This window comes from Nonomuraea spiralis (assembly GCF_014648435.1).
Classification (GTDB): Bacteria; Actinomycetota; Actinomycetes; order Streptosporangiales; family Streptosporangiaceae; genus Nonomuraea; species Nonomuraea spiralis.
Genome location: NZ_BMRC01000017.1, coordinates 76,172 through 101,788, shown reverse-complemented (window position 1 = coordinate 101,788; position 25,617 = coordinate 76,172). Strand labels below are relative to the sequence as shown.

Genomic DNA, 25,617 nt, shown 5'->3' with positions numbered 1-25,617 from the left:
CGGTCGGGTAGGTTCGTCGGTTAGGAAAGTTTCCTAATTCTAGGAGTTCACATGAAACTCGCCGTGATCGGGGGCGGTTCGACCTACACCCCCGAGCTCATCGACGGCTTCGCCAGGCTGCGCGACGAGCTGCCGCTCACCGAGATCACCCTGATCGACCCGGACGCCTCGCGGCTGGACCTGGTGGCAGGCGTGTCCCGCAGGATGTTGCGCAGGGCCGGGCACCCGGCACGGGTGGTCGCCACCGCCGATGTGGCCGAGGGGGTGGCGGGCGCGGACGCCGTGCTCTTCCAGCTCAGGGTGGGCGGCCAGGCCGCGCGGAACGTGGACGAGACGCTGCCGCTGCAGTGCGGCTGCGTCGGACAGGAGACGACGGGGGCGGGCGGGCTGGCCAAGGCCCTGCGTACGGTCCCGGTCGTGCTCGACCTGGCCGAGCAGGTACGCGCCCACGCGCCCGACGCCTGGATCGTGGACTTCACCAACCCGGTCGGCATCGTCACCCGGGCGCTGCTGGACGCCGGGCACCGCGCGATCGGCCTGTGCAACGTGGCCATCGGGTTCCAGCGCCGCTTCGCCCGGCACCTGGGCGTGGCGCCGGAGCGGGTCGAGCTCGGGCATGTCGGGCTCAACCACCTGACGTGGGAGCGGTCGGTCCTGGTCGACGGCGTCGACGTGCTGCCGAAGCTGATCGCCGAGCACGGGCCGGAGCTGGCCGACGACCTCGGCCTGCCCGTGGAGCTGCTGCGCCGGCTCCAGGTGGTCCCGTCCTACTACCTGCGCTACTTCTACGCCCACGACCTGGTGGTGACCGAGCAGCGTGCCAAGCCGTCGCGCGCGGCCGAGGTCGCGGCGATGGAGACGCAGCTCCTGGAGCTGTACGCGGACCCGGCCGTGGACACCAAGCCTGACCTGCTGGAGAAGCGGGGCGGCGCCTACTACTCGGAGGCGGCCGTCGCGCTGATCGCCTCGCTGCTCGGCGACCGTGGCGACGTCCAGGTGGTCAACACCCGCAACAACGGCACGCTGCCGTTCCTGCGTGACGAGGCGGTGATCGAGGTTCCGGCCAGGGTCTCGGCGTCCGGGGCGGCGCCGCTGCCGGTCGAGCCGGTCGAGCCGCTGTACGCGGGCCTGATCGCGAACGTCTCCGCGTACGAGGAGCTGGCGCTCGACGCGGCGCTGAACGGCGGCGCGGACCGGGTGCGCAACGCGCTGCTGGCCCACCCGCTGATCGGCCAGGAGGCCATCGCGGGCGAGCTGACCGACCTGCTGCTGGAGGCGAACGAGCGGTACCTGCCATGGTGATCATCGCGGTGGACGCGGGCAACAGCAAGACGCACGTCGTCGTTCTCTCTGGCGACGGCACGGTCCTCGCCCAGGGCGACGGCGGCCCGTTCGAGCCGCAGACCGTCGGCGTGCCGGCGGCCGTGGACGTCGTGGAGGAGGCCGTCCGGCGGGCGCTCGGCCCGGGGGCCGCTCCCCCGTACGCCGACCAGCTCTACGCCTACCTGGCCGGGGCCGACCTGCCGGTGGAGGAGGAGGCCCTCGCGGCCGAGTTCCGCGCGCGCGGCATGGCGGCCGAGGTCGTCGTGGGCAACGACAGCTTCGCGCTGCTGCGTTCGGGCGCGTCCGGGCCCAGCGGGGTCGCGGTGGTGTGCGGCGCGGGCATCAACGCGGTCGGCGTCTCGCCCACGGGCCAGGTCGCCCGTTTCCCCGCGCTCGGGAAGATCAGCGGCGACTGGGGCGGGGGCGGCGGCCTGGCCGAGGAGGCGTTGTGGCACGCCATCCGCGCCGAGGACGGCCGGGGCGCGCCGACCGCGCTCGCCGACCTGGTCAAGGCGCACTTCGGCACGCGGACGGTCGAGGAGGTGGTGCTCGGGGTGCATTTCGGGCAGATCGAGCGGCATCACCTGACCGCGCTCGCACCCGGGGTGTTCGAGGCCGCCGCGTCGGCTGACGCGATCGCGTTGGAGCTGGTCACCCGGCTGGCCGACGAGATCGTGGTGATGGCCGAGGTGTGCCTGCGCCGGCTCGACCTGCTGGACACGCCGACGGAGGTCGTGCTGGGCGGGGGCGTGCTGCACGCCCGCATCCCGCTGCTGGTCGCGCTGCTGGAGGAGCGGTTCGCCGTACGGGCTCCGCTGGCCAAGCAGGTCATCCCCGACCAGCCGCCGATCGTGGGGGCCGCGCTGAACGGGCTGGACCGTATCGGGGCCTCCGAGGAGGCCAAGGCTCGCCTCCGAACTCAGTTCTAGAGGTATTGACGCACGTGGGGCGGTAAGTCTAGAGTCAGCCGCCAACCGTCTGGAAAGTATCCGGACGGTTGGCGGTCAAGGAGGCCACCCATGTCCACCACCCCCAGCCGACGTGAGGTTCTTCGACGTATCGGATTCACCGCCCTCGCGGCGGGGCCGGGCGCCGGGTTGCTCGCCGCTTGCGCCACGGGCCGCTCCGCCGGTCCGGTCGCCTCCACCTCGGCCGCTCCCACCTCGGCCGCCAACCCCCTCGGCGTGGACGCCGCCAGGCAGCTGGAAGTCGTGATCTTCAGCGGCGGCAACGGCGACGGCTACGCGACCGACCTGCACGAGGCCCTCTACAGCAAGGCGTACAAGACCGCCAAGATCAAGCACGTGCCGACCCAGAAGGTCGGCACGCAGCTCCGCCCCCGCTTCATCAGCGGCGACGCGCCCGACGTGGTCAACAACTCCGGCCCCGACGCCCTCGACCTGCAGTCGCTGGTCGCCGAAGGGCACCTGGCCGACCTGACGCCGCTGTTCGACGCCCCCTCCCTGGTCGACCCGGCCAAGAAGGTACGCGACACGCTGGTCGGCGGCGTCTACGAGAACTCGCTGATCGACGGTGTGCCCCGGGTGCTGCAGTACACGGTCGCCCACCGGGCCCTGTGGTACAACGCCAAGCTGTTCGCGAAGCGCGGCTGGCAGGTGCCGAAGACGTGGGCGGAGTTCAACGCCCTCGGCGAGGAGGCGAAGAAGGCGGGCATCGCCCTGTTCGCCTACCCGGGCCAGGTCGGCCCCTTCTACCAGCTCTGGAACCTGGTCTACAGCGCCGCCAAGATCGGCGGCAACAAGGTGATCGTCGACATCGACAACCTCGCCGACGGCGCCTGGAAGGCCGAGCCCGTACGGCAGGCCGTCGCGGCGTGGGCGCAGGTGCAGCGCGACTTCGGCGACAAGGCGTACTTCGGGCTCGACCACACCCAGACGCAGGTCAAGCACCTTCAGGACAAGGTGCTGTTCTACCCCTGCGGCTCGTGGCTGGAGAACGAGATGGCCAAGGACCGGCCGGACTCCTTCGAGTACGCGATCGCCCCTGTGCCCAGCATCACCGCCGTCGACGCGATGCCGTACGAGGCGATCATGATCGGGGTGAGCGAGGCGTTCTTCGTGGCCGCCAAGGGCAAGAACCCGCAGGGCGGCCTGGAGTACCTGCGCATGATGTTGTCGCGGGAGGGCGCGCGCGGCTACACCGAGATGACCAAGAACCTGACCGTCGTGAACGGCGTGGTGGATGGCCTTGACCTGACCTCGGCGGTGCGCAGCGCGGCCAAGGCCCAGGAGGCCGCCGGGACGAACATCATCACCGACGCCCGCTTCGAGGGCTGGTACAAGGAGCTGTTCGACCACGGGCAGGTCCAGACCAACTCGGTCATGTCCGGACGCATCACGCCCGAGCAGTTCTGCGCGAACATGCAGAAGAAGGCCGACGAGCTCAAGGCCGACTCGGCCATCGCCAAGCAGACCAGGAGCGTCTGACCGATGAGACGCCACGGCTTCGTCGCGGGCTTCCTCGCCCTTCCCGTGATCCTCTACGCGGTCTTCGTGATCAGCCCGTACGTGCAGGCGTTCCAGATCGCGTTGACCGACTGGCGAGGCGTGTCGGCGAACCTGAACTTCGTCGGGCTGGACAACTTCCAGCGGATGTTCGGCAACGACACGTTCTGGCAGGCCGTCCGCAACCACGCGGTGCTGCTCGTGACGTTGCCGTTGGTGACCATCGCCCTCGCGCTGGTCTTCGCGTACCTGCTGGGCGACTCGGCGGGCACGCCGGGCGCCCGGTACTACCGGGTGATCTTCTTCCTGCCGCAGGTGCTGGCGGTCGCGGTGGTCGGCGTGCTGTTCAAGGCCGTGTACCGGCCCGACGGGAGCGGCGTGCTCAACGGCGCGCTGGGGAAGCTGGGCGTCGAGCCGGTCGGCTGGCTGACCGACCAGAACCTGGCACTGTGGTCGATCATCGCGGTGATGGTGTGGCAGGCGGTCGGCTTCTACGTCGTGCTGTTCTCGGCCGGGATGGCGGCCATCCCGAAGGACGTGTTCGAGGCCGCCGCCCTCGACGGGGCCGGTCGGCTGCGGATGTTCTTCTCCATCACCCTGCCCCTGGTCTGGGACACCGTCCAGGTGGCGTGGGTCTATCTGGGCATCGCCGCGTTCGACGGGTTCGCGCTGGTCAACGTGCTGTCGGTGGAGCAGGGCGGTCCGGACGGCGCGACCACCGTACTGGCCACGGAGATCTACAAGAACGCCTTCTCGTACTCCAGGTTCGGCTACGCCTCGGCCATGGGCGTCGCGCTGTTCTTCCTGACCATCACCTTCGCCGCGCTGACGATGCGCGTGACCCGTCGCCAGAAGGTCGTCTACTGAAATGTTCCGAAAAATCAGCATCCAGGTTGTCCTGGGGATCTGGGCGCTGCTCATCATCGCCCCGCTGCTGTGGACCCTGCTGGCCTCCTTCAAGAGCAACGCGGAGATCTTCGGCGACGCCCTCCAACTGCCCGGCGAACTGCGCTGGGACAACTGGGCCCGGGCCTGGGAGCGCGCCAACATCGGCCGCTACCTGCTCAACACGGTCATCGTGGTCTTCTTCGGCGTGGCCGGGACGATGTTGCTCAGCTCGATGGCCGCCTACGTGCTGGCCCGCTACCGCTTCCCCGGCAACCGGCTGGTCTACTTCCTGTTCGTCTCCGGCATGGCCTTCCCGGTCTTCCTCGCGCTCGTCCCGCTGTTCTTCGTGGTGGACGGGTTCGGGCTGCTCAACAGCCATGTCGGCCTGGTGCTGGTCTACATCGCCTACTCGCTGCCGTTCACGGTGTTCTTCCTGACGTCCTTCTTCAGGGCGCTGCCGGACGCGGTGGCGGAGGCCGCGATGATCGACGGGGCCTCGCACACCCGTACGTTCTTCCAGGTCATGTTGCCCATGGCGAAGCCCGCGCTGGTCAGCCTGACCATCTTCAACGTGCTCGGCCAGTGGAACCAGTACCTCATCCCGCTGGTCCTGCTGCCCGGCGACAAGAACCTTTGGGTGATCACCCAGGGCGTGGCCGACATCTCGACCATCGCCGGGTACGAGGCCGACTGGCCCGGACTGTTCGCGGCCCTCAGCATGACCGTGCTTCCCGTCGTGCTGATCTATATCGTCTTCCAGCGACATATCCAGTCCGGGCTGACATCAGGAGCGCTGAAGTAGGCATGTCTTCGGGAAACCCCACCGTCTTCCGTACGCTCAACGAGCGCGCCGCGCTGACCCTGCTCCTGGAGCACGGCGGCCTCACCCGCGCCGAGTTGGAACTGCACACCGGTCTGTCCAAGGCGTCGGCGGCCGAGGTGCTGCGCAGGCTGGAGGGCAGCGGGCTGGCCATGAAGGCCGGCCTCAAACCGGGCAACGCCGGACCGGCCGCGCAGATGTGGCGGCTCGACGGCTCGGCCGCCCGCGTGGCGGGGGTCGATCTCACCACGAGCTCGATCGAGGTGTCGGTCGCCGACCTGGCCGGCCGGGTGCTCGGCAACCACCGTACGGAGGCGACCGGCGACGTCCGCCCGCTGCTGGCCGAGACGGTCGCCGCGGCCGGCTTCGACCTGGACGAGCTCGACCAGGTCGTGGTGGGCGTGCCCGGCGTGGTGGAGGCCGACGGACGGCGGCTGCGGCAGGCCGTGCAGCTCTCGGGCTGGTCCGGCCTGGACGACCTGCCGGACAACGTACGTCTGGAGAACGACGTCAACCTGGTCGCCATCCGCGAGCTTCAGGAGCACGAGGACAGCAGTTTCGTGCTGCTCTGGGTGGGCGGCGGGGTCGGCGCGGGAGTCGTGCTGAACGGCGCGCTCTGGCGCGGCGTCACCGGGCGCGGCGGCGAGGTCGGCTCGGTCATCGTGCCCGACCCCGTCACCACCGGCCGGATCTACGACCAGGACGGCGGGCCGCTCGGCGCGCTGCTCGGCGCCGAGCCGCTGGCCGCGCTCGCGCGGGCGCACGGCCTGGCGACCGAACCCGCGCTGGCCTCCGTGAGCCGGACGCTGGCCGACGCCCATCCCGGCTTCCTCGACGACGCCGCCGCGCGGGTGGCGCTCGGCGTGACGGCCGCGATCGGCGTGCTCGACCCGGGCCTGGTGGTGCTCGCCGGCCCGCTGTGCGCGGCGGGGGGCGAGCCGCTCAGGGCGCGGGTCGCCGACCGCCTGGCCTCGACGCCGCTGGTGCCGGTGACCGTCGCCCTCAGCGCCGCGTGCGGCAACGCCGTGCTCGACGGCGCCCTCGGCTACGCCCTGGACCTGACCCGCAAGCGGGTCTTCCAAGCCGGTACGGCCGGCCGTACCGAATCCAACCCCTAAGGACGCACATGTTGAGAACCCTTGTGATCGCCGCCCACCCCGACGAACCCGAGATCTACGCGGGCGGCACGGCCGCGCTGCTCGCGCGGGCCGGGCACGCGGTGAAGTTCCTGACGCTCACCAACGGCGACGCCGGGCACCACGAGCTGGAGCGCGGCCCGCTGGCCCGCCGCCGCGCCCAGGAGGCGGTACGGGCGGCCGACGCGCTCGGCGTGATCGACTACGAGATCTTCGACGTGCACGACGGCATGCTGGAACCCACTGTCGAGCTGCGGTTGCGGGTGCTGGCGCAGATCCGTGCCTGGCGTCCTGACCTGGTGATCGCCCTGCACGCCGACGGAGGCGGCCACCCCGACAACCGCGCCGCCGGGCAGTTGGCCGCGCACGCGGTCGAGTTCGCGATGACGCGCAATCTTGAGGTGGGCAAGCCGGCCCTGGAGCGTATGCCGCTGTGCCTGCTCATGACCGACTACGCCTCCGCCCCCGTGCACCGGGCGGACGTGGTGGTGGACGTGTCGCCGGTCCTGACCGCCAAGCTGGACGCGTGCCTGGCCCACGCCTCCCAGTTCCTGGAGTTCGCGCCGTGGCAGCGGGGCTTCCTGGACCAGGCGCCCCCGGCCGGCGACGTGGCGGCGGGACGAGCCTTCGTGCTCGAACACTGGGCGGAGTTCGCGGAGGAGGAGACCTTCCAGCTCGCCGGCTACGGCAGGAAGGCCGACGTGGAGGAGGTCCGGCGCCTGCTCGCCGGCACCCGCGAACCGGCCGCGTGACGGGGTCCGGCGCTAGCCGGTGTAGTTCTTGCCGGGGGCCTTGCCGGGGATCGGCTTGGCGATCACGGCCACGGGGATGAAGAAGCAGATCTGGCTGATCGCCAGGATGAGCGTCCACAGCGCCTTGTCGTCGTAGTGGGCCGCCGCCCTGGCGTACAGCTCGTCGGGGACCCGTTCCCCGTACGGGTTCGCGGTGAGGACGGCCTCCACCAGCTCCAGCGCCACCCGTTCGGGGCCGGTGAAGTAGGGGGCGTCCCGCCAGGACGCCACGGCGGCGACGCGCTCGTCCGGCTCCCCGGCCCCGCGCAGGAGCTGGGCCTGCCGGACCGTGTGGTACGTGCTGCCGACGATCTGCCCGGCGCGCAGTTGCACCAGGCCGACGGTGGACCGCGGGATCGAGCCGTTGTACGTGGCCTTGGTCAGGGCCGTGGCGATGTCGCCCAGCTCGGGGAAGAACCGGCTGGGGTCGGGCAGACGCGACTGGAGATCTTCCCGCTCGGACGTCGTGGACATGATGGGGGCTTCCCTTCTCGAACTTCCTCTGGGCTCGGTGCCTCAGCCGTCCGACGACGCGGCGTCCGGATTTGTGAGGTGAGTCGTGGTCCAGGGGCGGAGCTTGTCGGGGTTGCGGACCGCCCAGATGTGACTGATCCGGTCGCCCACCACGTCGAACGCGACCACCATCACGGTGACGCCGTCCTGCTGGGCCACCAAGCCGGGCCGGCCGTTGACGGTGCGTTCCAGCAGCGTCATGTCCGGCGCCCGGTCGGCGATGCCCAAGGCGTAGCGCGCGAGCCGGACGGCGCCCTCGATCGGCCGGAGCACGGCGCTGACCACGCCGCCGCCGTCGGCGACGCCGGTGGCGTCGGGGTCGAGCAGCGTGATGAGGGCGTCGATGTCCTTGGCCTCCCACGCCTGCTTGAACTCCCGTACGATGCCCGCCTGCCGGGCCACGGGGGCCACCGGTACGCGCCCGGCGTCGATGCGGTGGCGGGCCGAGGAGGCCAGCTTCCGGCAGGCGGCCGGGCTGCGGCCGACGATCTCGGCCACCTCGGCGAAGGGGTAGCGGAAGACGTCGTGCAGGATGAACGCGACCCGTTCGGCCGGGGTCATCGACTCCAGGACGACGAGGAAGGCCATGTTGACCGACTCGTCCAGGGTGACCCGGTCGGCCGGGTCGTCGCCGGGCCATTCCGCGCGGTCGGGGAGCGGTTCGGGGATCCATTCGCCGACGTAGCGCTCGCGGCGGGCGCGGGCCGAGCCGAGCTGGTCCAGGCAGATACGCCCGGCGACCCTGGTCAGCCAGGCGCCCGGCGACTCGATGGCCTCCTGCTGCTCCCGCGACATGGCGTACCAGCGGGTGTAGGTCTCCTGGACGACGTCCTCGGCGTCGGCCAGCGAGCCCAGCAGCCGGTAGGCCAGGTTGATGAGCTGCCGTCGCTCGCTCATGATCGCGTCCAGGCCGGGATCGGAGGGGTTGGTCATGGCGCGAACGACTCCCTTGGTAGCTTTTGCGGTTATATGTCCGACGAGACAGCGTCCTGGACTGTGAGGTCACCGCACCACCTCACATTCCGGGTGGTCACGTCGTCGGACATAGAGGACAACACCCAGACGGCGGACCGCCGGCACCGGCGGTCGAGGAGTTCCCCATGTTCCTGCGTATCACGCTCATTCTGCAGACCATCGCCCTCTTCGCCGCGCCGGTCACCGCCGGCCTGCTGCTGTCGGTGCCCAGCAGGCAGCCGTTGCACAGTGCCGCGGCGTACACGGTGTTCGCGGTGGCGGTGCTGCAACTGGTCGCGTCCGTCGTGGCGTGGCGGCCGGGCGGCGGCTCGCCCAAGCCGATCATGCACGCGGCCGGGTTCCTGGTGCTCGTCAGCGCGCAGGTGGCGCTCGGCATCGCGCACGTGACCACCCTGCACGTGCCGCTGGGCGTGCTGCTGTTCACCGGGAGCGTGCTTCAGCTCAGCCGGGTCTGGACGCCGCGGTCCAGCGAGCGCGTCAGCCGTACCCCCTCCTCCGTGTAACCGAGGGCGGCGTAGAAGCGGCGCGCGGTCGTGTTGGCGGCGCCCGTCTCCAGGGTCACGTGGCGCAGCCCCTGGCCCCGGGCCCAGTCCTCGGCCGCCGCCATCAGCCGGCGGCCCACTCCTCCGCGTACCTCGCGGGGATCGACGGCCAGTTCGCCGACGTAGGCGTCCTCGTCGCCGGTGAAGTGCCGCTGCCGGTCGACCGAGACGACCCCGACGATCCGCGGGCCCCGTACGGCGACGAAGACCGCTCCTCGGCGTCCCGCCACTCCGCCACCCCTTCGGCCAGGCGCGGCGCGAGCGCCAGCACCCCCGGCCGGTCCTCCTCGCGGACCGGCCGGACGTGTACGCGGCTGTGATCCATGTCCTCCATGCCGAGCAGCATGCCAGCCCGAAAAATCAGGAAAAAAGCCCCCATAGCTGGGCGGCGCTCAGTGGAGGGGGCCGGTGAGGATCCACAAGTGGCCGAACGGGTCGCGCAGGCGGCCCGAACGTTTGCCGTACGGCCGGTTCTCGATCGGCACGACCACCTCGGCCCCCTGGGCGGCCATGCGTGCGCCGACCGCGTCGGGGTCGGCGGTCTCGATCTCCAGGAGAACGGCGGAGCCGCCGAGGTCGTCCGGCGAGAGCCAGCCCCAGGAGGAGACGGCCGGTGAGACCCGGAACGACGTGCCGCCGAGCCGGTGCTCGATGACGGCGGGCCGCCCGTCGCCGTCCGGCTCGGCGCGGAACACCCGGTCGGCGCCCAGGGCGTCCTGGTAGAACGCGGACGCGCGGTCGGGGTCGGGCACGATGAGACGTGGAGCGATGTGCATGTCCATGCCGCCATCGTGGGCGCCCGGCAGCAGCGAGGTCTTGAACATTCGGGAACGACCCCCGCTCCGGAATCGGACCCGCATCAGGAACGCCTCCGCACCAGGAACGCCTCCGCATCGGGAACCAGCCCGCACCAGGAACGAGCCGCCTTGGGGAACGCCCCCGTCAGGCACGTCCGTCCGGCGCCCGCCGGGCGGACGGCCCTTCGGTGCGCAGCCATTCGGTGGGCGTGCATCCGGCCATGGCCCGCCACTCGCGCGTGAGGTGCGCCTGGTCGGCGAACCCCGACGCGGCGGCCACCTCCGCCAGGCCCGCCACTCCCCCGCGCGCGGCGGCCACGAGCCTGCCGCGGGCGGCCTCGAAGCGGACGAGCCGCTGGTATTCCTTGGGCGTCACCCCGTACTCGCCGCGGACCGTGTTGCTCAGATGCCGCCGGGAGCAGCCGAGGAGCCGGGCCGCCTCCTCCACCCGGGCCGTCCTGGACAGGGCCGCGAGCGTGCCCCGGGACGTACGGCGGGCCGCGCGGTCGCCGTGCCGGGCCAGCCCGGCGAGCAGGCCGCGTTCGACGACGGCGCGGCGCTGGGCCCAGGACCGGCAGGCGGCCAGGCGTTCCGGCAGCCCGGCCAGCGCCGGGACGACGTCGGCGAGGTCGGCGAGATCGGCCACCTCCCCGGCCAGCTCCGACGCGGGCACCCCGAGCAGCGCGGCGGCGCCGGGCGGGCTGAGCGTCAGCCACACCCCGCGCGTGCAGCCCCGCTGACTCAGCTCGGCCGCGTTCAGGTGCAGCCCGGCGACCGCGGCCCGCAGCCGCCGGCCCGAGCCGGGCCGGCCGGCCCAGGCGATGTCGACGAAGTCGTCCTCGGGGATCGTGATCGACAGCGTGGAGGAGGGCAACCCGCGATGCGGGCCGGCCGTGGCGGGCCCGAGGTCGTAGGCGGCCAGCGTCGTCACGTACGGCGCCAGCGCGGCGGACATCCCGTCGACGCTCACCCTGCCAGCGTACGGCCGCCGAGCAGGTCCCCCGCGTGAAGGGCGGTCCGCGCCGGGTAGCGGCCGGGGCATGCACACACTCGTCAAGGGACTGATCGCGGGAGCGGCCGGCACGACCGCGCTCAACACCGCCTCCTACCTGGACATGCTCGTCCGCGCGCGGGGCGCGAGCAGCACGCCGCGGCAGGCCGTGGAGAAACTGTCCGACCTGACCCACACCGACCTCGGCGACGGCGACCGGGCCGCCAACCGCACCGAGGCACTGGGCTCGCTCATGGGGTACGCCACCGGGATCGGCGCGGCCGTCGCGTACGGGGTCCTGTCGGGGCGGCGCAGGTCGTGGCCGGTCGGGGTGCTGGCGCTCACCGTTCTGGCCATGTCGGGCTCGAACGTGCCGCTGACGCTGCTCGGCGCCACCGACCCGCGTACGTGGCCGGCGAGCGCGTGGGTCTCCGACGTCGTCCCACACCTCGCGTACGGGGTCGCGGCGTACGCGGCGTACGAGCTGATGCGCTGACCCCGGCGGGATTCTGTCGGTGGTGCCGGGCATGATCGAGCCGTCCGCACGCGATCGCACGGAAGAGGAGATCGGGGATGTCCCCCACGGATCCGCAGGTGCTCGGCCGCGCCTTTCTCAAGGCCATGTACGACGACGGCTACTACCCCGATCACGTCGTCGACAAGGGCAGAGCCGTCCTGCTGCGCCTGTGCGCGCGTGTAGAGGCCGAGCGGCCGGCCGATCTGGCGGCCCTCTACACGCTGACCCACGCGGCGACGGAGGAGTTCAACGCGCTCGACGAGGAGTTCCACGAGGCCGGCAGCGAGATCGAGACCGTCGCGCGCGAAGCGATCGCCGAGGAGTTCTGGTTCGTGGCGTCGGCCTACGGCTTCCCCGAGGCCGACATCGAGGAACTGATCGCCCCCCGAGAGTGGTGACCCAGGCCGGGCGCGCGTGCGCGGGCGTGTCACGGGCAGGCGCGACAGGGGTGCGGGCGTGTCAGGGGCGGGTGGTGGTGCCGAGGCGGGCGTAGGCCGCGGGTGACATGCCGACCGCGGCCGTGAAGTCGCGGGTCAGGTGGGCCTGGTCGGTGTAGCCCAGCTCGGCGGCCAGGGTGGCCAGGTCGAGGCCCTGGTGCACGCGCTCGGCGGCCTCGTGCAGCCGGAAGCGGCGGATCACCCATTTGGGGCCGATGCCGACGTAGTCGCGGAACAACCGCTGGAGCGAGCGCATCGACCTGCCCGCTCTGTCGGCCAGCTCGTCGACCCTGGTCACGGAAACGTCGTCCTCGACCATCCCCACCAGCGCCGCGGCCTCCTCCGCCAGCGGGTCCGGCTCGGGGCCCAGCTCCAGGAGGAACCTCTCGACGTGCGCGACGGCGGCCCCGGCGTCGGGCTCGGCCAGCACCTGCTCGACCAGGGCCGGGCCGGAGGCCGCGAACATCTCGCCGATCCGCACGAACCGGCCGGTGAGCTGGGAGACCGGGCCGCCGAGGAACGTACGGAAGCCGCCGGGGCGGAAGCGTGTGCCGAGCGCGCGGCCGGTGCCCCTCATCGTGTACGAGAACCCGCCCCTGATCACGCCCGCGATCTGGTGGAAGTCCCGGACGATCGTCATGTTCACGGTGGGATGCGACACGATGCGCTGCTCGTACGGCTCGTCCAGGTCGGTCCAGGTGACGACCCAGAAGTGCTCCACGTACGCCGACAACTCGGGTGAGGGGTACCGCCGCGAGTAGTCGAAGGCGGCGAGCCCCGCGTACGGGTCGACCCAGCCGCGCTGTCGCGTTTCTACAAGCCGCGCCCCGGGCAGGCGGGACATCATGTCTGCCATGGAAGACATGATGCCGCTGATGACCCGTGCCACTCACCGGGCCTCCGGCCTGGTGACCGCGGTGCGGCCCGAGCAGTTCGGGTCCCCGACGCCGTGCGCGGAGTTCGACGTCAAGGCGTTGATCGGCCACCTCGAATGGGTGGCGGAGATGTTCGAGTCGCTGGCGCGCGGCGGGGAACGCACCGAGCAGGGCCCGTACGCGGGCGACTTCCCCGAGCGGGCCGACCGCATGCTGACCGCCTGGTCGCGGCCCGAGGCGTGGGAGGGCACGTGCGCCGCGCTGGGCGGCCTGCCGATGACCACGGTGGCCCACCTGTGGCTGGTGGACATGGTCGTCCACGGCTGGGACCTGGCCAGGGCCACCGAGCAGGCGTACGAACCGGAGGCGGAGGCCGTCGCGCGGGGACTGCGCTTCACCGAGCAGTCGGTGGAGATGGGCAGGCGGAGCGGCGCCTTCGGGCCGCCGGTGGCGGTGCCGGACGACGCGCCGCCGTTCGACCGGCTGCTCGGCCTGATCGGCCGCGACCCGGCCTGGAAGCCCTGACGACGGGGCGAAGGGGGCGCTGCGGGCAGCTCCCAAGTACGCGCAGCGCCTCCCAGGTCCGGGGTCAGGACGCGGTGCAGGTGAGGGTGGCGGGTGGGGTGTTGGCGCCGGAGTAGGTGCCGGTGAGGCCGACGGACGTGGTGGCGTTCGGCTGGAGTGCGCCGTTGTGGCCGGCGTCGGTCACGCTCACGCCGGCGCCCGACTGGGTCAGGGTGCCGTTCCAGAGCTGGGTGATCTTCTGGTCGCCGCCGTACGTCCAGGTGACCTTCCACGCTCTGGTGGGCGCGGCGCCGGTGTTCCTGACGGTGACCTCCGCCTGGAAGCCGCCGGGCCAGCCGTTGCCGGGGGTGTGGACGGCGGTGCAGCCCGTACCCGTGGTGGGGGTGACGGTCGGGGTGACGACGGGGCCGGTGCGGTCGCCGTACAGGATGCCGTGGCCGTTGGTGCCCAGGTAGACGCGGCCGTAGACGCGGGGGTCGCCGGTCAGGGCCTCGCCCATGTTGCCCCATTGGTGCTGACCAACCGGTCAATAGCTTGGGCGCCCGGCGAATCACCGCTGGACGGCGACCGGCCCGGCGGCCTCCGGCGCGGGAGTTGCGCGGCGGCCCCGGGCGGCCAGCGCCACGGCGATGTAGAGGATCTGCTCGGGGACGCGCTGCCACAGCGGCGACGCCTCCCCGCCCGCGAAGGGCACGTCGGAGAGGGCGGCGTAGATGTTGGCCGGGAGCAGGCAGACGAACAGCAGGGCCAGGCAGAGCCCGGCCGCCCCGCGGGTCGCGGGCAACACCAGCCCCACCGCGCCGGCCAGCTCGAACACGCCCGTCAGGTAGACCACGGCCGCGGGGAACGGCACGAAGGGCGGCACCATACGCACCAGGTCGCCGTGGTTGGGCATGAGGGTCACACCCTCGGGGACGAAGTGCGCGCTGCCGGTCATGACCAGCATGACCGCCAGCCCGTGCGCGGCCGACACCCGCCAGGTGGCGAAGCGGCGTACGCCGAGCGCGCCCAGCAGCCGGAAGCCCAGCGTGGCCACCAAGAGAACGATCACAGTCATCCGGGCACCTCATTGGATAGTAGCGTTATCCAGACTTAGATAACACTACTATCCAATAGTCTGACGGCAACCGGCCGCGGACACGCGAAAGCCGTGCGGGTCAGGAGGACCCGCACGGCTTTCGTACGTGGGACGGAAGGAGGCTAGAGGCCGATGGCCGCCTCCGGCTGCATGAGACGGCGGGCCGCCTCGGTGATCGAGCCCGACAACGACGGGTAGACCGCGAACGTGTGGGCGACCTGGTCGACCGTGAGCCGCTGCTGCACCGCCAGCGACACCGCGAGGATCAGCTCCGAGGCACGCGGGGCCACGATCACGCCGCCGAGCACGATGCCGGTGTGAGGGCGGCAGAACAGCTTGACGAACCCGTCGTTGAACCCCTGCATCTTGGCCCGCGCGTTGGTGGCCAGCGGAAGTTTGACCACGTTCGCGTCGATCTCGCCCGCCTCGATCGAGCGTTGCGCCACGCCGACGGCCGCGATCTCGGGGTCGGTGAAGATGTTGGAGGCCACCGTGGCCAGCCGCAGCGGCTGGACGGCCTCGCCCAGCGCGTGCCACACGGCGATGCGGCCCTGCATGGCGGCCACCGAGGCCAGCATGAGCACGCCGGTGCAGTCGCCGGCCGCGTAGACGCCGGGCGCGGAGGTGCGGGAGACCTTGTCGACCTTGACGAAGCCGTTCCTGTCGAGCTGGACGCCGGCCTCCTCCAGGCCGATGCCGCCGGTGTTGGGCACCATGCCGACCGTCATCAGCGCGTGGGAGCCCTCGGCCGTGCGGCCGTCCTCCAGGGTCACCACCACGCCGTCGGCGGTGCGCTTGACGGAGGAGGCGCGCGAGCGGCCCATGACGTTCATGCCGCGCCGCCGGTAGACCTCTTCGAGCACCTCGGCGCCGTCGGCGTCCTCGTTGGGCATCATCCGGTCGCGGCTGGAGACCAGCGTGACCTCCGCGCCGAGCGAGCGGTAGGCGCCGGCGAACTCCGCGCCGGTCACGCCCGAGCCGACCACGATCAGGTGCTCGGGCAGCTCCTCCAGGTCGTAGAGCTGCCGCCAGGTGAGGATGCGCTCGCCGTCGGGCTCGGCCCCCGGCAACACGCGCGGCGTCGCGCCCGTGGCCAGGAGCACCACGTCGGCCCTGATCGTACGGTCGCCCGCGCGTACGACCTGCGGATCGACCAGCCGCCCGCGCGCCTTGACGATCTCGACGCCCTCGGCCTCGACCCGGGTCGCGATGTCGGCCGACTGGGCCTGCGCCAGCTCCTTGACCCGCTTGTTGACCAGCGGCAGGTCGACGCCCACCACACCGGCGTCGCCGTCGGGCCCGCCCGAGAACGACACGCCCAGCGACGGCGCGTCGAGCAACGCCTGCTTGCGGACGGAGGTCGCGATCAGCGTCTTGGACGGCACGCAGTCGGTGAGCACGCAGGCGCCACCGGGGCCGTCCTGCTCGACCATCGTGACTTGCGCGCCTAGCTGCGCGGCCACCAGCGCTGCTTCGTAGCCGCCTGGTCCGCCACCAATGATCACGATCCTCGTCACGTGTCCCATTCTCCCGTACGCGCCCGGGGAGCCCGCAACCGGGCCATGGAGGCGGCATCCGGACGGACATGGGGGACACATGGGCCTTCCGTGCCCGGACTGTTGGACCGACACGGCGGGTCAGCGTGGCAGGATGCTGCGGTAGCTGGATGACGAGCGGCACCCGGCGAGAGGGGTGGATCGTGGCGTGGCTTTCGGATCAATCAGGGAAGCCGAATGATCTACGGCTGTATGCCTCGTACGGGATGAACATGGACCCGGAGCAGATGGCCATGCGTGCCCCGCACTCCCCGATCTGGGGTGTCGGCTGGCTGACGGGCTGGCGGCTGACGTTCGGGCGCACCGACAGCAAGTGGGAGAGCTCGATCGCCACCATCGTCGAGGACGCCGAGGAGCACGTCTTCGTCGTGCTCTACGACGTGCCCGACTGGGAGGAGACCTCGCTCGACCAGTGGGAGGGCGCGGTCCGGGGGGCGTACCACAAGGTGCGGCTGCGGGTGCAGACCCTCGACGGCGAGGTCGTGGCCTGGTTCTACGTGCTCGACGGCTACGAGGGCGGCCTGCCCGCGGCCCGCTACCTGTGCACGCTGGCCGACGCGGCCGAGCGCGCGGGCGCCCCCGACGACTACGTCAAGGAGTTGCGGGAGCGCCCCTGCACTTCCGCGCCCTAGCGGAGCGGCTGGTCCTTGGTCTCGCGCAGGACGAAGACGTACACGAGCGTGGAGATCAGGGCCAGGCCGGACATGTACCACGGGAACAGCCCGGGGTTGCCGGCCTCCTGAAGCGCGGTGCCGATCAGCGGGGCGGTGCCACCGAAGATCGCCACGGTCAGCGAGTACGGGAAGCCCGCCCCCGCCGCCCGCACCCGGGTCGGGAACAGCTCGGAGTTCACCGCGGCCGAGACCGAGGTGAAGCAGCCCAGGAACACCATGCCGATGAGCTGCACGACGAGCAGGCTGGCGAAGGAGTTCGTGAGCAGGCCGAGCAGCGGCACCGGCAGGATCAGGAAGCCGAGCCCGAACGCGATCAGCATCGGCTTGCGCCCGATCCGGTCCGACAACATGCCGAGCAGCGGCTGCAACGCCATGAAGAACACCAGCGAGATCGTGCCGACCTGGAGCGACTCGGCCTTGTCGAACGAGACGGTGATCTGGGCGTAGGTGGGCAGGAAGCTGGTCCAGGTGTAGTACGCGACCGTGCCGGCGATCGTGATGCCGACGATGGTCAGCGCCGACTTCGGGTGCAGCTTGAGGAACTCGAACATGCCCGGCCGCTTGACCTCGCCCCGCTGGATCTCCTCCGCGACCGCCGAGGTCTCGTCGGCGCCCTTGCGGATCCACAGGCCGACCAGGCTGAGCAGCGCGCCCACGAGGAACGGGATACGCCAGCCGTAGGAGCTCATGTCCTCCTTGACCAGCGCCACGGTGAGCAGCGCGGCCAGGCCGGAGGCGATGAGCTGGCCGATGGTGGTGCTGACGTACTGGAAGGAGGAGAACAGGCCGCGGCGGCGCGGCGGGGCCGACTCGACGAGGAACGTGGTGGCGGCGGCGAACTCACCGCCCACGGACAGGCCCTGGATGAGCCGGGCCAGCGTCAGGATGACCGGTGACAGCAGGCCCACGGCCTCGTAGGTGGGGGTCAGGCCGAGCAGCAGCGAGCCGGCGCCCATCAGGATGATGGTGAAGGTCATCGCCGACTTGCGGCCGTACCGGTCGGCGAACGCGCCCACCAGCAGCCCGCCCAGAGGACGCATGAAGAAGCCCACCGCGAACACCGCGAACGAGCTGAGCAGCGGCACCAGGCTGTTGCCCGAGGTCGCGGGGAAGATCTGCGCCGAGAAGACCGTCGCCAGGAAGGTGTAGGCGTACCAGTCGTACCACTCGACCACGTTGCCGATGCTGGCCGCCATGAGCTGACGGACCCTGCTCTTCGGTATGCCGAGCGGCGATTGCGCGACGGGGGAGGTCGACACGGCATGTGCTCCTTTTGCTGACACGTGCAGTAATGGCTTACTGTGCATTCGGAAGACCGAAACAGTCAAATGTCTGGGCAATTATTTACAAACCCGACACGGAAGCGGTTGCAGGTGGACGTTCTCGACCGGCGGCTCGTCGCCGCGCTCCAGGTGAGCCCGCGCGCCTCGTGGGGCGAGATCGGCCGGGCGGTGGGCGAGCACGAGCGCACGGTCGCCCGCCGGCTCCAGCGGCTCATCGCCGACGGCGTCGTACGGGTCACCGCGATCTACGACGACCTGCGCACCGGCCACGGCCGCCCCGCGCACCTGCACGTCCAGGTGCGGCCCGGCACGGCGGCCCAGGTGGCCAGGTCGCTCACCGACCGGCGCGACACGCGGTCGGTCTACGCGCTGACCGGGGCCGCCGACCTGGCCTGCGAACTGGTGCCGCCGTCCCGGCAGGACCTGCACACCATCCTGTCCCACGACATCAGCGAGATCGACGGCGTGCTGCAGACGCAGACGCAGGTCGTGCTGCACACGTTCACGACCGTGGCCGAATGGCACGCGCCCTTCCTGACCGAGCGGGAGGTCGCCGACCTGCGCCCGGCGCCGCCGCCCCCCGACCTGCCCGACGAGGACGGCCTGTCACCGCTGGAGCAGGAGATCGCCGAACTGCTCGCCGCCGACGGCCGGGCCGCCTTCACCACGATCGCCGAACGGCTCGACATCTCCGTGCCGACCGCCCGCAGGCGCGTGGCCTCGCTCGTCGACCGGCGGCTGCTGCTGCCGCGGGCCGAGGTCGAACCCGCGCTGCTGGGCCTGGAGGTCGAGGCCGTGTTGTGGCTGAAGGTGCGGCCGTACGGGCTCGGCGAGACCGGCCGCCGCCTGGCCGAACACCCCAATGTGCGCTACTGCGCCGCCACGTCGGGCACCCACTCCCTCATCGTGCAGGTGGCGGTGGCCCACGAGGCCGACCTCTATCGTTTCATGACCGACGTGCTCGGCCGGCTCGACGAGATCACCGACAGCGACCTGACCCTCGTCACCCGTGCCTACAAACGCGGTCACCTGCACAAGTCCGGACTGCTCACCCTGGAGAAGACGCCATGACACCTGCCGAGAAGGAAGTCGCCGACCTGTGCGTGGAGCTGATCCGCGTCGACAGCAGCAACTACGGGGACGGCAGCGGCCCCGGCGAGCGGGCCGCGGCCGAGGTCGTCATGGCCAGGCTGGACGAGGTCGGCATCGACTCGACCTACGTCGAGAGCGAGCCGGGCCGCGGCAACGTGGTCACCCGCGTCGAGGGCACCGACCCGTCGCTGCCCGCGCTGCTCGTCCACGGCCACCTCGACGTGGTGCCCGCCAACGCCGCAGACTGGTCGGTCGACCCGTTCGCGGGTGAGATCCGCGACGGCTACATCTGGGGCCGCGGCGCCGTGGACATGAAGGACATGGACGCGATGATGCTGGCCGTACTGCGCCAGATGAAGCGCGAGGGACGCCGGCCGCGCCGCGACATCGTCTTCGCCTGGGTCGCCGACGAGGAGGCGGGCGGCGTGTACGGCGCCAAGTACCTCACGGCCAACAACCCCGAGCTGTTCGAGGGCGTGACCGAGTCCATCAGCGAGGTCGGCGGCTACTCGCTGGAGGTCGACCCCTCGCTGCGGCTCTACCTGATCGAGACGGCCCAGAAGGGCCTGGCCTGGATGAAGCTGATCGCCGACGGCACCGCCGGGCACGGCTCGATGCTCAACTCCGACAACGCGGTCACCGAGGTCGCCAAGGCGGTGGCCCGGCTCGGCGGGCACGAGTGGCCGCTGACCTACACGCCGACCGTACGCCAGTTCCTCACCGAGGTCGCCGACGCCTTCGGCCTGCCGTTCGACGAGGACGACCCCGCCCCGCTGCTGGACCGGCTCGGCCCGCTGGTGCGCTTCGTCGGCGCGACGCTCCGCCACACCACGAACCCGACCCAGCTCGACGCCGGCTACAAGTCGAACGTCATCCCCGGCCAGGCCACGGCCGTCGTGGACGGGCGTTTCCTGCCCGGCTTCGAGGAGGAGTTCTTCAAGACCGTCGACTCGCTCATCGGGCCGAACGTGCGCCGCGAGTTCGTGCACCATGACATCGCGCTGGAGACGTCGTTCGACGGCGCGCTGGTCGAGTCGATGATCGCGGCGCTGAAGGCCGAGGACCCGACCGCGCGGGCGGTGCCGTACTGCATGTCGGGCGGCACCGACAACAAGACGTTCTTCGCCGACCTGGGAGTGCGCGGTTTCGGGTTCGTGCCGCTGCGACTGCCCGGCGACATGGACTTCGCCTCGATGTTCCACGGCGTGGACGAGCGGGTGCCGATCGACGCGCTGCAGTTCGGGGTGCGGGTTCTGGACAGGCTGCTCCTAAACTACTGAGATGTGAGCAACGACGCATACACCCTGGCCGGAGAGGCCGCCGCCGTCCTGACCGGAGCGGCCGGCCTCGACACCTTCGACGTGGCCCTCGTCATGGGGTCGGGGTGGGTTCCCGCCGCTGACGCGATCGGGCAGACCGTGGCCGAGATCCCGTTCACCGATCTGCCCGGTTTCAGCGCACCCGCCGTCGCCGGGCACGGCGGCAAGATCCGCGTCGTCCGCACCCCGTCCGGGCGGCACGCGCTGGTCTTCCTCGGCCGTACGCACCTGTACGAGGGCCTGGGCGTCGAAGCGGTCGTCCACGGCGTGCGCACGGCGGCCGCGGCGGGCGTGCGCACGCTCGTCCTGACCAACGCGGCGGGCGGCCTGCGGCCGGAGACCCAGAACGTCGGCGACCCGGTCCTGATCAGCGATCACGTCAACCTCACCGGCGCCAACCCGATCACCGGCACGACGTTCATCGACCTCACCGAGGTCTACTCGCGCCGCCTGCGCGCCCTGGTCCGCGAGATCGACCCGACGCTGGCCGACGGCGTCTACGTGGCCTTCCGCGGCCCGACGTACGAGACGCCGGCCGAGATCCGGATGCTGCGCACGCTCGGCGGCGACCTGGTGGGCATGTCCACCGTGCTGGAGGCCATCGCCGCCCGCGAGGCGAACCTGGAGGTGCTCGGCGTCTCCCTGGTCACCAACCCGGGGGCCGGCCTGTCCGGCGAGCCGCTCAACCACGAGGAGGTCCTGGAGGTGGGCCGCACCACGGCCGCCCGCATGGGCGTGCTGCTGGCCAAGGTGGTGGACCGCCTGTGACCGCCGACATCCCACCCGAGGCCGACGGCGACGTGCCGCTCCCGCCCGTGGACGCCGACCTGATGCGCCGCGCCCGTCAGTGGCTGGCCCAGGACCCCGACCCTGACACCCGGGCCGAACTGTCCGCCCTCCTGGAGGACGACGACCTGCCCGCACTCCGCGAGCGTTTCCAGGCCAAGCTGGAGTTCGGCACCGCGGGCCTGCGCGGCGAGCTGGGCGCGGGCCCCAACCGGATGAACCGCGTCACCGTCATGCGCGCCGCCGCCGGTCTGGCCGGCGTGCTCGGCGCCGGCAAGCACGTCGTGATCGGCTACGACGCCCGGCACAAGTCCGACGTGTTCGCCAGGGACACCGCCTCCGTGCTGACCGGCGCGGGCCTGCACGTCTCGCTGCTGCCGCGGCCGCTGCCCACCCCGGTGCTGGCCTTCGCCGTACGCCACCTCGGCGCCGACGCGGGTGTGACGGTCACGGCCAGCCACAACCCGCCCAGGGACAACGGCTACAAGGTCTACTGGGGCGACGGCTCCCAGATCGTGCCCCCGGTCGACCGGGAGATCTCGGCCGCCATCGACGCCGTGGGCCGCGTCGACCAGCTCCCCCTCGACGGGCCCGGCACGCTCACCGAGCTGGGCGAGGGCATCGTCGACGACTACATCGACGCGGTGACCGCGCTGCCGCTGGGCGAGGCGCGCGACCTGCGGGTGGCGTACACGCCGCTGCACGGGGTGGGTTCGGGCACGCTGACCGGCGCGTTCCTCGCGGCGGGCTTCGAGACGCCGATGGCCGTCGAGGAGCAGCGCAACCCCGACCCCGACTTCCCGACGGTGGCCTTCCCCAACCCGGAGGAGCCCGGCGCGATGGACCTGGCGATCGCGCTGGCCGCCAAGCTCGGCTCCGACCTGGTCCTCGCCAACGACCCGGACGCCGACCGGTGCGCGGTCGGCGTGCCGCTGCCCGACGGCTCGTGCCGCATGCTGACCGGCGACGAGGTCGGCGGCCTGCTGGCCGAGCACGTGATCACCCACACCACGGGCGACCGTTTGGTGGCCACCACGATCGTCTCCTCGACCCTGCTGAGCAAGATCGCGCAGGCCCACGGCGTGCGCTACGGCGAGACGCTGACCGGCTTCAAGTGGATCATCAAGGCGGGCGAGGGGCTGGTCTTCGGCTACGAGGAGGCCATCGGTTACAGCGTCGGCTCCGACGCCGGCCTACCGGTCCACGACAAGGACGGCATCGGCGCGGCGCTCACCGTGGCCGCCGTGGCCGCCACCGCCAAGCGCGACGGACGTACCCTGCTCGACCTCCTCGACGACCAGGCCGTCCGGTACGGCCTGCACGCGACGTCCCAGCTCAGCTTCCGCGTCGCGGACCTGTCGCTGATCGCCGGCGCGATGGACCGCCTGCGCGCCGCCCCGCCCGCCACGCTCGGCGGCCACGCGGTCGAGTCGGTCGACGACCTGAGCCGCGGCGAGGGCGGCCTGCCCCCGACCGAGGGCCTGCGTTTCCACCTGTCCGGCGACGGCCGGGTGGTGGTGCGCCCGTCGGGCACCGAGCCCAAGCTGAAGTGCTACCTGGAGGTGGTGGTGCCGGTGACGGGCGAGGTGGCCGAGGCCCGCGCGTCCGCCGCCCGCGACCTCGACGGCCTGAAGGCCGACCTGGCCGCCCACCTGGGGCTCTAGAGCGGCGGGCCCGTGACGCGGGCCCGCCCCCCTGGTCACATGTCGGCGCCGGCCGTGAACATGACCGGCCGGACCTCGATGGCCAGACCCTCGATCTGGCTGTCCGGGATCATCCCGGCCAGCTCGATCGCGCGTTCGCGGCTCTCGCAGTCGACCATGTAGTAGCCGCCCATGTACTCCTTGGCCTCCAGGTAGGGGCCGTCGGTCACGGCGGGCAGGCCGTTGCGGGTACGGACGACCGCGCTGGTGGACGGGTCGCCGAGCGCCTGCGTGCCGATCATCTCGCCCGACTCCTGGATCGTCTTCATGAACGCGCCGTGGCCGTTCTGGATCAGGTCGCGCTGCTCCTCGGTCAGGGTGTCCATGACCTGCTGGTTGATCTGCATGATCAGCAGAAACTTCATCGTCTCTCCTCGTGGTCGTACGTGTTCGTCGTGACGGAGTCGGAGCCGCCGCGGTCCTCTCGACATGCCCGGCGCAACATTTCCGGAAAACGTGTCGAGCGCGCGACAGCGGCTCCGACCCCCTGGTGAAACCGACACCACCAGGAGGCTCCTGACATGCAGAATCTCACCGAGACCGCCGCCGAGCCGCGGGCCGGGCGGCGCGAATGGGCCGGGCTGGCCGTGCTCGCGCTGCCGACCCTGCTCGTCGCGGTCGACATCAACGCGCTGTTCCTGGCGCTGCCCCGGCTGAGCGTGGACCTGGGGGCGAGCGCCGTCCAGCAGTTGTGGATCATCGACATCTACGGGTTCATGGTCGCCGCGCTGGTGATCACGATGGGCGGGCTCGGCGACCGGATCGGCCGCCGCCGGCTCCTGCTGACCGGCGCGGCGGCCTTCGGCGTCGCCTCCGTCGCGGCGGCGTACGCGACCGGTCCCGGCATGCTGATCGCCGCCCGTACGCTGCTGGGCGTCGCCGGGGCCACGCTCATGCCGTCCACGCTCGCGCTGATCACCAACATGTTCCGCGACGCTCGGCAGCGGGGCACGGCCATCGCCATCTGGGCCACCTGCCAGTTCGCCGGGGCCGCGCTCGGGCCGGTCGTCGGCGGGCTGCTCCTGGAGCACTTCTGGTGGGGGTCGGTGTTCCTGCTGGCCGTACCCGTGATCGTGGTGCTGCTCGTCGCCGGGACGCTGCTGCTGCCCGAGTTCCGCGCCCCGGACGCCGGGCGCATGGACCTGGTCAGCGTGGTGCTGTCCATGCTGGCGATCCTGCCCGTCGTCTGGGGCATCAAGGAGCTGGCCGCCTCTTCCGTGTCGGCCGGTCCCCTCGCGCCGCTCGCGGCGATCGTGGTCGGCCTGGCGTTCGGGGCCGTGTTCGTACGGCGGCAGCTCACGCTCGACGATCCCCTGCTCAACCTGCGCCTGTTCGCCCAGCGTCCGCTCACCTTGATCCTGACCACGCTGGTGCTCGCGGGGGTGTCCATGGCGGGCACCGGGCTGCTGGTCACCCAGTACCTGCAGTCGGTGCTCGGCTACACCGCGGCGCAGTCGGCGCTGTGGTTCGCGCCCATGGGGCTCGGCGTCGCCCTGGGCACCACGCTGACCCCGGCCATCACCCGCCGCCTCGCACCCCGTACGGCCATCATGGGCGGCCTGGTGTTGTCGGCGGCCGGGGCGGCGCTGCTCACGCAGGCCGGGGCCGGGCTGCCGGTGGTGATCACCGCGATCACCGTGCTGGCGCTGGGGACCGGCCCGCTGTTCGCCCTGGGCACGGGGATCGTGGTCGGCTCGGTGCCACCGGAGCGGGCCGGTTCGGCGGCCTCGCTGGCCGAGTCGGGCAACTTCCTGGGCGGGACGCTCGGCCTGGCCCTGCTCGGCACCGTCGGCGCGGCCATCTACCACCACGCCGTGCCCGCGCACCTGCCCGGCGAGGCCAGGGAGACCGTGGCGGGCGCGGCGGCCGTGGCCGGGCGGCTCGCCCCGGAGCAGGCCGCCGAGCTGCTGCGGGCCAGCCACGCCGCGTTCGTCAGCGGGCTCGACGCGATCGGCCTGGTGGGCGCGGCCCTGTTCGTGCTGGCCGCGCTCCTGACCTCGCTGCTGCCCCGCGCGAACGCGGCGTGACGGGTGTCGTCAGGCCAGGCGGAACTGCAGGTCGATGTCCCACTTGTTCAGGTCGGGCTCGACCCGCGGGTCCGTCTGGTACAACTCCAGCCGGCAACCCCAGTGCTCGACCCCGCCCTTCTCCGTCATGTCCCAGGCCAGGCCCTGCTCGTCCGCCCACTTCAGCAGCGACTCGATGACGCCGGAGAGCCGGTCGGGGTGGCCGTGGCTGGACTCGGTGACGTAGCGGCCCGCGGGCAGCGTGGCCGCGTGGAAGTCGCCCCCGCCCTCCACGGGGGCGGCGACGGGCACGCCCGCCTCCACCACCAGCCGGTCGTGCGGCATGTCGATGTCGTGGTACCGGAGGAACGGCGCTCCGGCCGGCCCGTGCCCGCGCTCGGCGAGCCAGCCGACCATCTCCGCGATCCGGTCTGCGACCAGGCCGAACGTGGTCATCGTGATGGTCTTCGTGATCCCGATGTAGGGACGCTCGGGAAGTTCGACGATCTGTGGCATGTGTCTTGC

General features: G+C 71.6%; 29 protein-coding genes. 17 read left to right on the top strand and 12 right to left on the bottom strand.

From position 1 onward, the window contains the following. Positions 1-51 precede the first annotated feature (51 nt). From IEZ27_RS34530 to IEZ27_RS34500, 7 genes are all read left to right on the top strand, one after another. Positions 52-1,302 carry a 6-phospho-beta-glucosidase gene (locus IEZ27_RS34530; protein WP_189651083.1) on the top strand — a complete coding sequence of 417 codons (1,251 nt, stop codon included), beginning with the start codon at positions 52-54 and terminating at the stop codon, positions 1,300-1,302. Continuing rightward, positions 1,296-2,252, top strand: a complete 957-nt coding sequence (locus tag IEZ27_RS34525) for an N-acetylglucosamine kinase (protein ID WP_189651082.1) — start codon at positions 1,296-1,298, stop codon at positions 2,250-2,252. Before IEZ27_RS34530 ends, IEZ27_RS34525 begins: the two co-directional genes overlap by 7 nt. Before the next feature lie 90 nt (positions 2,253-2,342). Next, entirely contained in the window at positions 2,343-3,770 is a 1,428-nt protein-coding gene (gene ngcE, locus IEZ27_RS34520) for an N-acetylglucosamine/diacetylchitobiose ABC transporter substrate-binding protein (RefSeq protein WP_189651081.1), read from the top strand. A gap of 3 nt (positions 3,771-3,773) precedes the next feature. Beyond that, the gene (locus tag IEZ27_RS34515) at positions 3,774-4,655 is read left to right on the top strand and encodes a carbohydrate ABC transporter permease (RefSeq protein WP_189651080.1); all 882 of its coding nucleotides are present in this window, start codon (positions 3,774-3,776) and stop codon (positions 4,653-4,655) included. 1 nt (position 4,656) lies between these two features. After that, complete coding sequence (locus IEZ27_RS34510) at positions 4,657-5,478, top strand: carbohydrate ABC transporter permease (protein ID WP_189651079.1); 822 nt, start codon at positions 4,657-4,659, stop codon at positions 5,476-5,478. A gap of 2 nt (positions 5,479-5,480) precedes the next feature. Then, positions 5,481-6,614, top strand: coding sequence for an ROK family transcriptional regulator (locus IEZ27_RS34505; RefSeq protein ID WP_189651078.1), 1,134 nt, complete (start codon positions 5,481-5,483; stop codon positions 6,612-6,614). Positions 6,615-6,622: 8 nt separating this feature from the next. Further along, on the top strand, positions 6,623-7,384 hold the full coding sequence (locus IEZ27_RS34500; protein ID WP_189651077.1) for a PIG-L deacetylase family protein: 762 nt from the start codon (positions 6,623-6,625) through the stop codon (positions 7,382-7,384). A 12-nt stretch (positions 7,385-7,396) separates the two neighbouring features. On the opposite strand, the gene IEZ27_RS34495 is transcribed toward IEZ27_RS34500, so the two are convergent. Together IEZ27_RS34495 and sigJ are read right to left on the bottom strand one after the other, a co-directional pair. Then, entirely contained in the window at positions 7,397-7,897 is a 501-nt protein-coding gene (locus IEZ27_RS34495) for a carboxymuconolactone decarboxylase family protein (protein WP_125644320.1), read from the bottom strand. Between the two features lie 42 nt (positions 7,898-7,939). Beyond that, complete coding sequence (sigJ, locus tag IEZ27_RS34490) at positions 7,940-8,869, bottom strand: RNA polymerase sigma factor SigJ (RefSeq protein ID WP_189651076.1); 930 nt, start codon at positions 8,867-8,869, stop codon at positions 7,940-7,942. 167 nt (positions 8,870-9,036) lie between these two features. Here sigJ and IEZ27_RS34485 point away from each other — a divergent pair, with 167 nt between their 5' ends. Next, entirely contained in the window at positions 9,037-9,414 is a 378-nt protein-coding gene (locus IEZ27_RS34485) for a hypothetical protein (protein ID WP_125644324.1), read from the top strand. On the opposite strand, the gene IEZ27_RS34480 is transcribed toward IEZ27_RS34485, so the two are convergent. The 3 genes from IEZ27_RS34480 to IEZ27_RS34470 all read right to left on the bottom strand — a co-directional run bounded on the left by IEZ27_RS34480 (position 9,348) and on the right by IEZ27_RS34470 (position 11,220). Beyond that, the gene (locus IEZ27_RS34480) at positions 9,348-9,683 is read right to left on the bottom strand and encodes a GNAT family N-acetyltransferase (RefSeq protein WP_189651075.1); all 336 of its coding nucleotides are present in this window, start codon (positions 9,681-9,683) and stop codon (positions 9,348-9,350) included. The genes IEZ27_RS34485 and IEZ27_RS34480 overlap by 67 nt on opposite strands. Before the next feature lie 162 nt (positions 9,684-9,845). Then, a complete protein-coding gene (locus IEZ27_RS34475) occupies positions 9,846-10,277 on the bottom strand; it encodes a VOC family protein (RefSeq protein ID WP_229824608.1) in 432 nt (143 codons plus the stop codon). A 118-nt stretch (positions 10,278-10,395) separates the two neighbouring features. Next, positions 10,396-11,220 carry a helix-turn-helix domain-containing protein gene (locus IEZ27_RS34470; RefSeq protein WP_229824607.1) on the bottom strand — a complete coding sequence of 275 codons (825 nt, stop codon included), beginning with the start codon at positions 11,218-11,220 and terminating at the stop codon, positions 10,396-10,398. Positions 11,221-11,290: 70 nt separating this feature from the next. On the opposite strand from IEZ27_RS34470, the gene IEZ27_RS34465 reads away from it, so the two are divergent. Together IEZ27_RS34465 and IEZ27_RS34460 are read left to right on the top strand one after the other, a co-directional pair. Next, positions 11,291-11,737 (top strand): hypothetical protein, encoded by a 447-nt coding sequence (locus tag IEZ27_RS34465; RefSeq protein ID WP_189651074.1) that lies wholly within the window; start codon positions 11,291-11,293, stop codon positions 11,735-11,737. A 77-nt stretch (positions 11,738-11,814) separates the two neighbouring features. Beyond that, a complete protein-coding gene (locus tag IEZ27_RS34460; protein ID WP_125644330.1) occupies positions 11,815-12,156 on the top strand; it encodes a DUF5713 family protein in 342 nt (113 codons plus the stop codon). A 61-nt stretch (positions 12,157-12,217) separates the two neighbouring features. On the opposite strand, the gene IEZ27_RS34455 is transcribed toward IEZ27_RS34460, so the two are convergent. Continuing rightward, on the bottom strand, positions 12,218-13,051 hold the full coding sequence (locus tag IEZ27_RS34455; protein WP_189651073.1) for a helix-turn-helix domain-containing protein: 834 nt from the start codon (positions 13,049-13,051) through the stop codon (positions 12,218-12,220). Between IEZ27_RS34455 and IEZ27_RS34450 the strand changes: the two genes are divergently transcribed. Beyond that, positions 13,050-13,595 carry a TIGR03086 family metal-binding protein gene (locus tag IEZ27_RS34450; RefSeq protein ID WP_189651072.1) on the top strand — a complete coding sequence of 182 codons (546 nt, stop codon included), beginning with the start codon at positions 13,050-13,052 and terminating at the stop codon, positions 13,593-13,595. The genes IEZ27_RS34455 and IEZ27_RS34450 overlap by 2 nt on opposite strands. 64 nt (positions 13,596-13,659) lie before the next feature. Here IEZ27_RS34450 and IEZ27_RS34445 read toward each other — a convergent pair whose 3' ends face one another. The 3 genes from IEZ27_RS34445 to IEZ27_RS34435 form a co-directional block, all read right to left on the bottom strand. After that, positions 13,660-14,094, bottom strand: a complete 435-nt coding sequence (locus tag IEZ27_RS34445) for a cellulose binding domain-containing protein (RefSeq protein ID WP_189651071.1) — start codon at positions 14,092-14,094, stop codon at positions 13,660-13,662. Between the two features lie 51 nt (positions 14,095-14,145). Next, positions 14,146-14,652: a DoxX family protein gene (locus IEZ27_RS34440; RefSeq protein ID WP_189651070.1), complete on the bottom strand. Its 507-nt coding sequence runs from the start codon at positions 14,650-14,652 to the stop codon at positions 14,146-14,148. Positions 14,653-14,795: 143 nt separating this feature from the next. After that, positions 14,796-16,190: an NAD(P)H-quinone dehydrogenase gene (locus tag IEZ27_RS34435; protein WP_125644336.1), complete on the bottom strand. Its 1,395-nt coding sequence runs from the start codon at positions 16,188-16,190 to the stop codon at positions 14,796-14,798. Positions 16,191-16,435: 245 nt separating this feature from the next. Between IEZ27_RS34435 and IEZ27_RS34430 the strand changes: the two genes are divergently transcribed. Then, positions 16,436-16,861: a gamma-glutamylcyclotransferase gene (locus IEZ27_RS34430; protein WP_379478648.1), complete on the top strand. Its 426-nt coding sequence runs from the start codon at positions 16,436-16,438 to the stop codon at positions 16,859-16,861. Here IEZ27_RS34430 and IEZ27_RS34425 read toward each other — a convergent pair. Beyond that, positions 16,858-18,162, bottom strand: a complete 1,305-nt coding sequence (locus IEZ27_RS34425) for an MFS transporter (RefSeq protein WP_229824605.1) — start codon at positions 18,160-18,162, stop codon at positions 16,858-16,860. The genes IEZ27_RS34430 and IEZ27_RS34425 overlap by 4 nt on opposite strands. Before the next feature lie 114 nt (positions 18,163-18,276). Between IEZ27_RS34425 and IEZ27_RS34420 the strand changes: the two genes are divergently transcribed. From IEZ27_RS34420 to IEZ27_RS34405, 4 genes are all read left to right on the top strand, one after another. Then, a complete protein-coding gene (locus IEZ27_RS34420) occupies positions 18,277-19,257 on the top strand; it encodes an Lrp/AsnC family transcriptional regulator (protein WP_189651068.1) in 981 nt (326 codons plus the stop codon). Beyond that, the gene (locus IEZ27_RS34415) at positions 19,254-20,558 is read left to right on the top strand and encodes a M20/M25/M40 family metallo-hydrolase (RefSeq protein WP_189651067.1); all 1,305 of its coding nucleotides are present in this window, start codon (positions 19,254-19,256) and stop codon (positions 20,556-20,558) included. The genes IEZ27_RS34420 and IEZ27_RS34415 overlap by 4 nt, the downstream gene beginning before the upstream one ends. Before the next feature lie 3 nt (positions 20,559-20,561). Then, a complete protein-coding gene (locus tag IEZ27_RS34410; protein WP_189651066.1) occupies positions 20,562-21,365 on the top strand; it encodes a purine-nucleoside phosphorylase in 804 nt (267 codons plus the stop codon). Positions 21,366-21,427: 62 nt separating this feature from the next. Next, positions 21,428-23,047, top strand: coding sequence for a phospho-sugar mutase (locus tag IEZ27_RS34405; RefSeq protein ID WP_189651162.1), 1,620 nt, complete (start codon positions 21,428-21,430; stop codon positions 23,045-23,047). A 35-nt stretch (positions 23,048-23,082) separates the two neighbouring features. Here IEZ27_RS34405 and IEZ27_RS34400 read toward each other — a convergent pair whose 3' ends face one another. Next, positions 23,083-23,451 (bottom strand): YciI family protein, encoded by a 369-nt coding sequence (locus tag IEZ27_RS34400; protein WP_125644348.1) that lies wholly within the window; start codon positions 23,449-23,451, stop codon positions 23,083-23,085. 156 nt (positions 23,452-23,607) lie between these two features. Here IEZ27_RS34400 and IEZ27_RS34395 point away from each other — a divergent pair, with 156 nt between their 5' ends. Further along, positions 23,608-25,113: an MFS transporter gene (locus tag IEZ27_RS34395; protein ID WP_189651065.1), complete on the top strand. Its 1,506-nt coding sequence runs from the start codon at positions 23,608-23,610 to the stop codon at positions 25,111-25,113. 9 nt (positions 25,114-25,122) lie between these two features. On the opposite strand, the gene IEZ27_RS34390 is transcribed toward IEZ27_RS34395, so the two are convergent. Continuing rightward, positions 25,123-25,608, bottom strand: coding sequence for a GyrI-like domain-containing protein (locus IEZ27_RS34390; RefSeq protein WP_189651064.1), 486 nt, complete (start codon positions 25,606-25,608; stop codon positions 25,123-25,125). Positions 25,609-25,617 lie beyond the last annotated feature (9 nt).

Bases quoted from the DNA above. Each gene is read 5' to 3' on its own strand.
- IEZ27_RS34445 (WP_189651071.1), bottom strand. From the start codon at position 14,094: ATGGGCGAGGCCCTGACCGGCGACCCCCGCGTCTACGGCCGCGTCTAC.
- sigJ (WP_189651076.1), bottom strand. From the start codon at position 8,869: ATGACCAACCCCTCCGATCCCGGCCTGGACGCGATCATGAGCGAGCGA.
- IEZ27_RS34450 (WP_189651072.1), top strand. From the start codon at position 13,050: ATGGAAGACATGATGCCGCTGATGACCCGTGCCACTCACCGGGCCTCC.
- IEZ27_RS34430 (WP_379478648.1), top strand. From the start codon at position 16,436: ATGAACATGGACCCGGAGCAGATGGCCATGCGTGCCCCGCACTCCCCG.
- IEZ27_RS34395 (WP_189651065.1), top strand. From the start codon at position 23,608: ATGCAGAATCTCACCGAGACCGCCGCCGAGCCGCGGGCCGGGCGGCGC.
- IEZ27_RS34510 (WP_189651079.1), top strand. From the start codon at position 4,657: ATGTTCCGAAAAATCAGCATCCAGGTTGTCCTGGGGATCTGGGCGCTG.
- IEZ27_RS34505 (WP_189651078.1), top strand. From the start codon at position 5,481: ATGTCTTCGGGAAACCCCACCGTCTTCCGTACGCTCAACGAGCGCGCC.
- IEZ27_RS34485 (WP_125644324.1), top strand. From the start codon at position 9,037: ATGTTCCTGCGTATCACGCTCATTCTGCAGACCATCGCCCTCTTCGCC.
- IEZ27_RS34460 (WP_125644330.1), top strand. From the start codon at position 11,815: ATGTCCCCCACGGATCCGCAGGTGCTCGGCCGCGCCTTTCTCAAGGCC.
- IEZ27_RS34465 (WP_189651074.1), top strand. From the start codon at position 11,291: ATGCACACACTCGTCAAGGGACTGATCGCGGGAGCGGCCGGCACGACC.
- ngcE (WP_189651081.1), top strand. From the start codon at position 2,343: ATGTCCACCACCCCCAGCCGACGTGAGGTTCTTCGACGTATCGGATTC.
- IEZ27_RS34515 (WP_189651080.1), top strand. From the start codon at position 3,774: ATGAGACGCCACGGCTTCGTCGCGGGCTTCCTCGCCCTTCCCGTGATC.
- IEZ27_RS34405 (WP_189651162.1), top strand. From the start codon at position 21,428: ATGCGCCGCGCCCGTCAGTGGCTGGCCCAGGACCCCGACCCTGACACC.
- IEZ27_RS34500 (WP_189651077.1), top strand. From the start codon at position 6,623: ATGTTGAGAACCCTTGTGATCGCCGCCCACCCCGACGAACCCGAGATC.
- IEZ27_RS34530 (WP_189651083.1), top strand. From the start codon at position 52: ATGAAACTCGCCGTGATCGGGGGCGGTTCGACCTACACCCCCGAGCTC.
- IEZ27_RS34400 (WP_125644348.1), bottom strand. From the start codon at position 23,451: ATGAAGTTTCTGCTGATCATGCAGATCAACCAGCAGGTCATGGACACC.
- IEZ27_RS34455 (WP_189651073.1), bottom strand. From the start codon at position 13,051: ATGGCAGACATGATGTCCCGCCTGCCCGGGGCGCGGCTTGTAGAAACG.
- IEZ27_RS34475 (WP_229824608.1), bottom strand. From the start codon at position 10,277: ATGTTCAAGACCTCGCTGCTGCCGGGCGCCCACGATGGCGGCATGGAC.
- IEZ27_RS34525 (WP_189651082.1), top strand. From the start codon at position 1,296: ATGGTGATCATCGCGGTGGACGCGGGCAACAGCAAGACGCACGTCGTC.
- IEZ27_RS34440 (WP_189651070.1), bottom strand. From the start codon at position 14,652: ATGACTGTGATCGTTCTCTTGGTGGCCACGCTGGGCTTCCGGCTGCTG.
- IEZ27_RS34415 (WP_189651067.1), top strand. From the start codon at position 19,254: ATGACACCTGCCGAGAAGGAAGTCGCCGACCTGTGCGTGGAGCTGATC.
- IEZ27_RS34390 (WP_189651064.1), bottom strand. From the start codon at position 25,608: ATGCCACAGATCGTCGAACTTCCCGAGCGTCCCTACATCGGGATCACG.
- IEZ27_RS34495 (WP_125644320.1), bottom strand. From the start codon at position 7,897: ATGTCCACGACGTCCGAGCGGGAAGATCTCCAGTCGCGTCTGCCCGAC.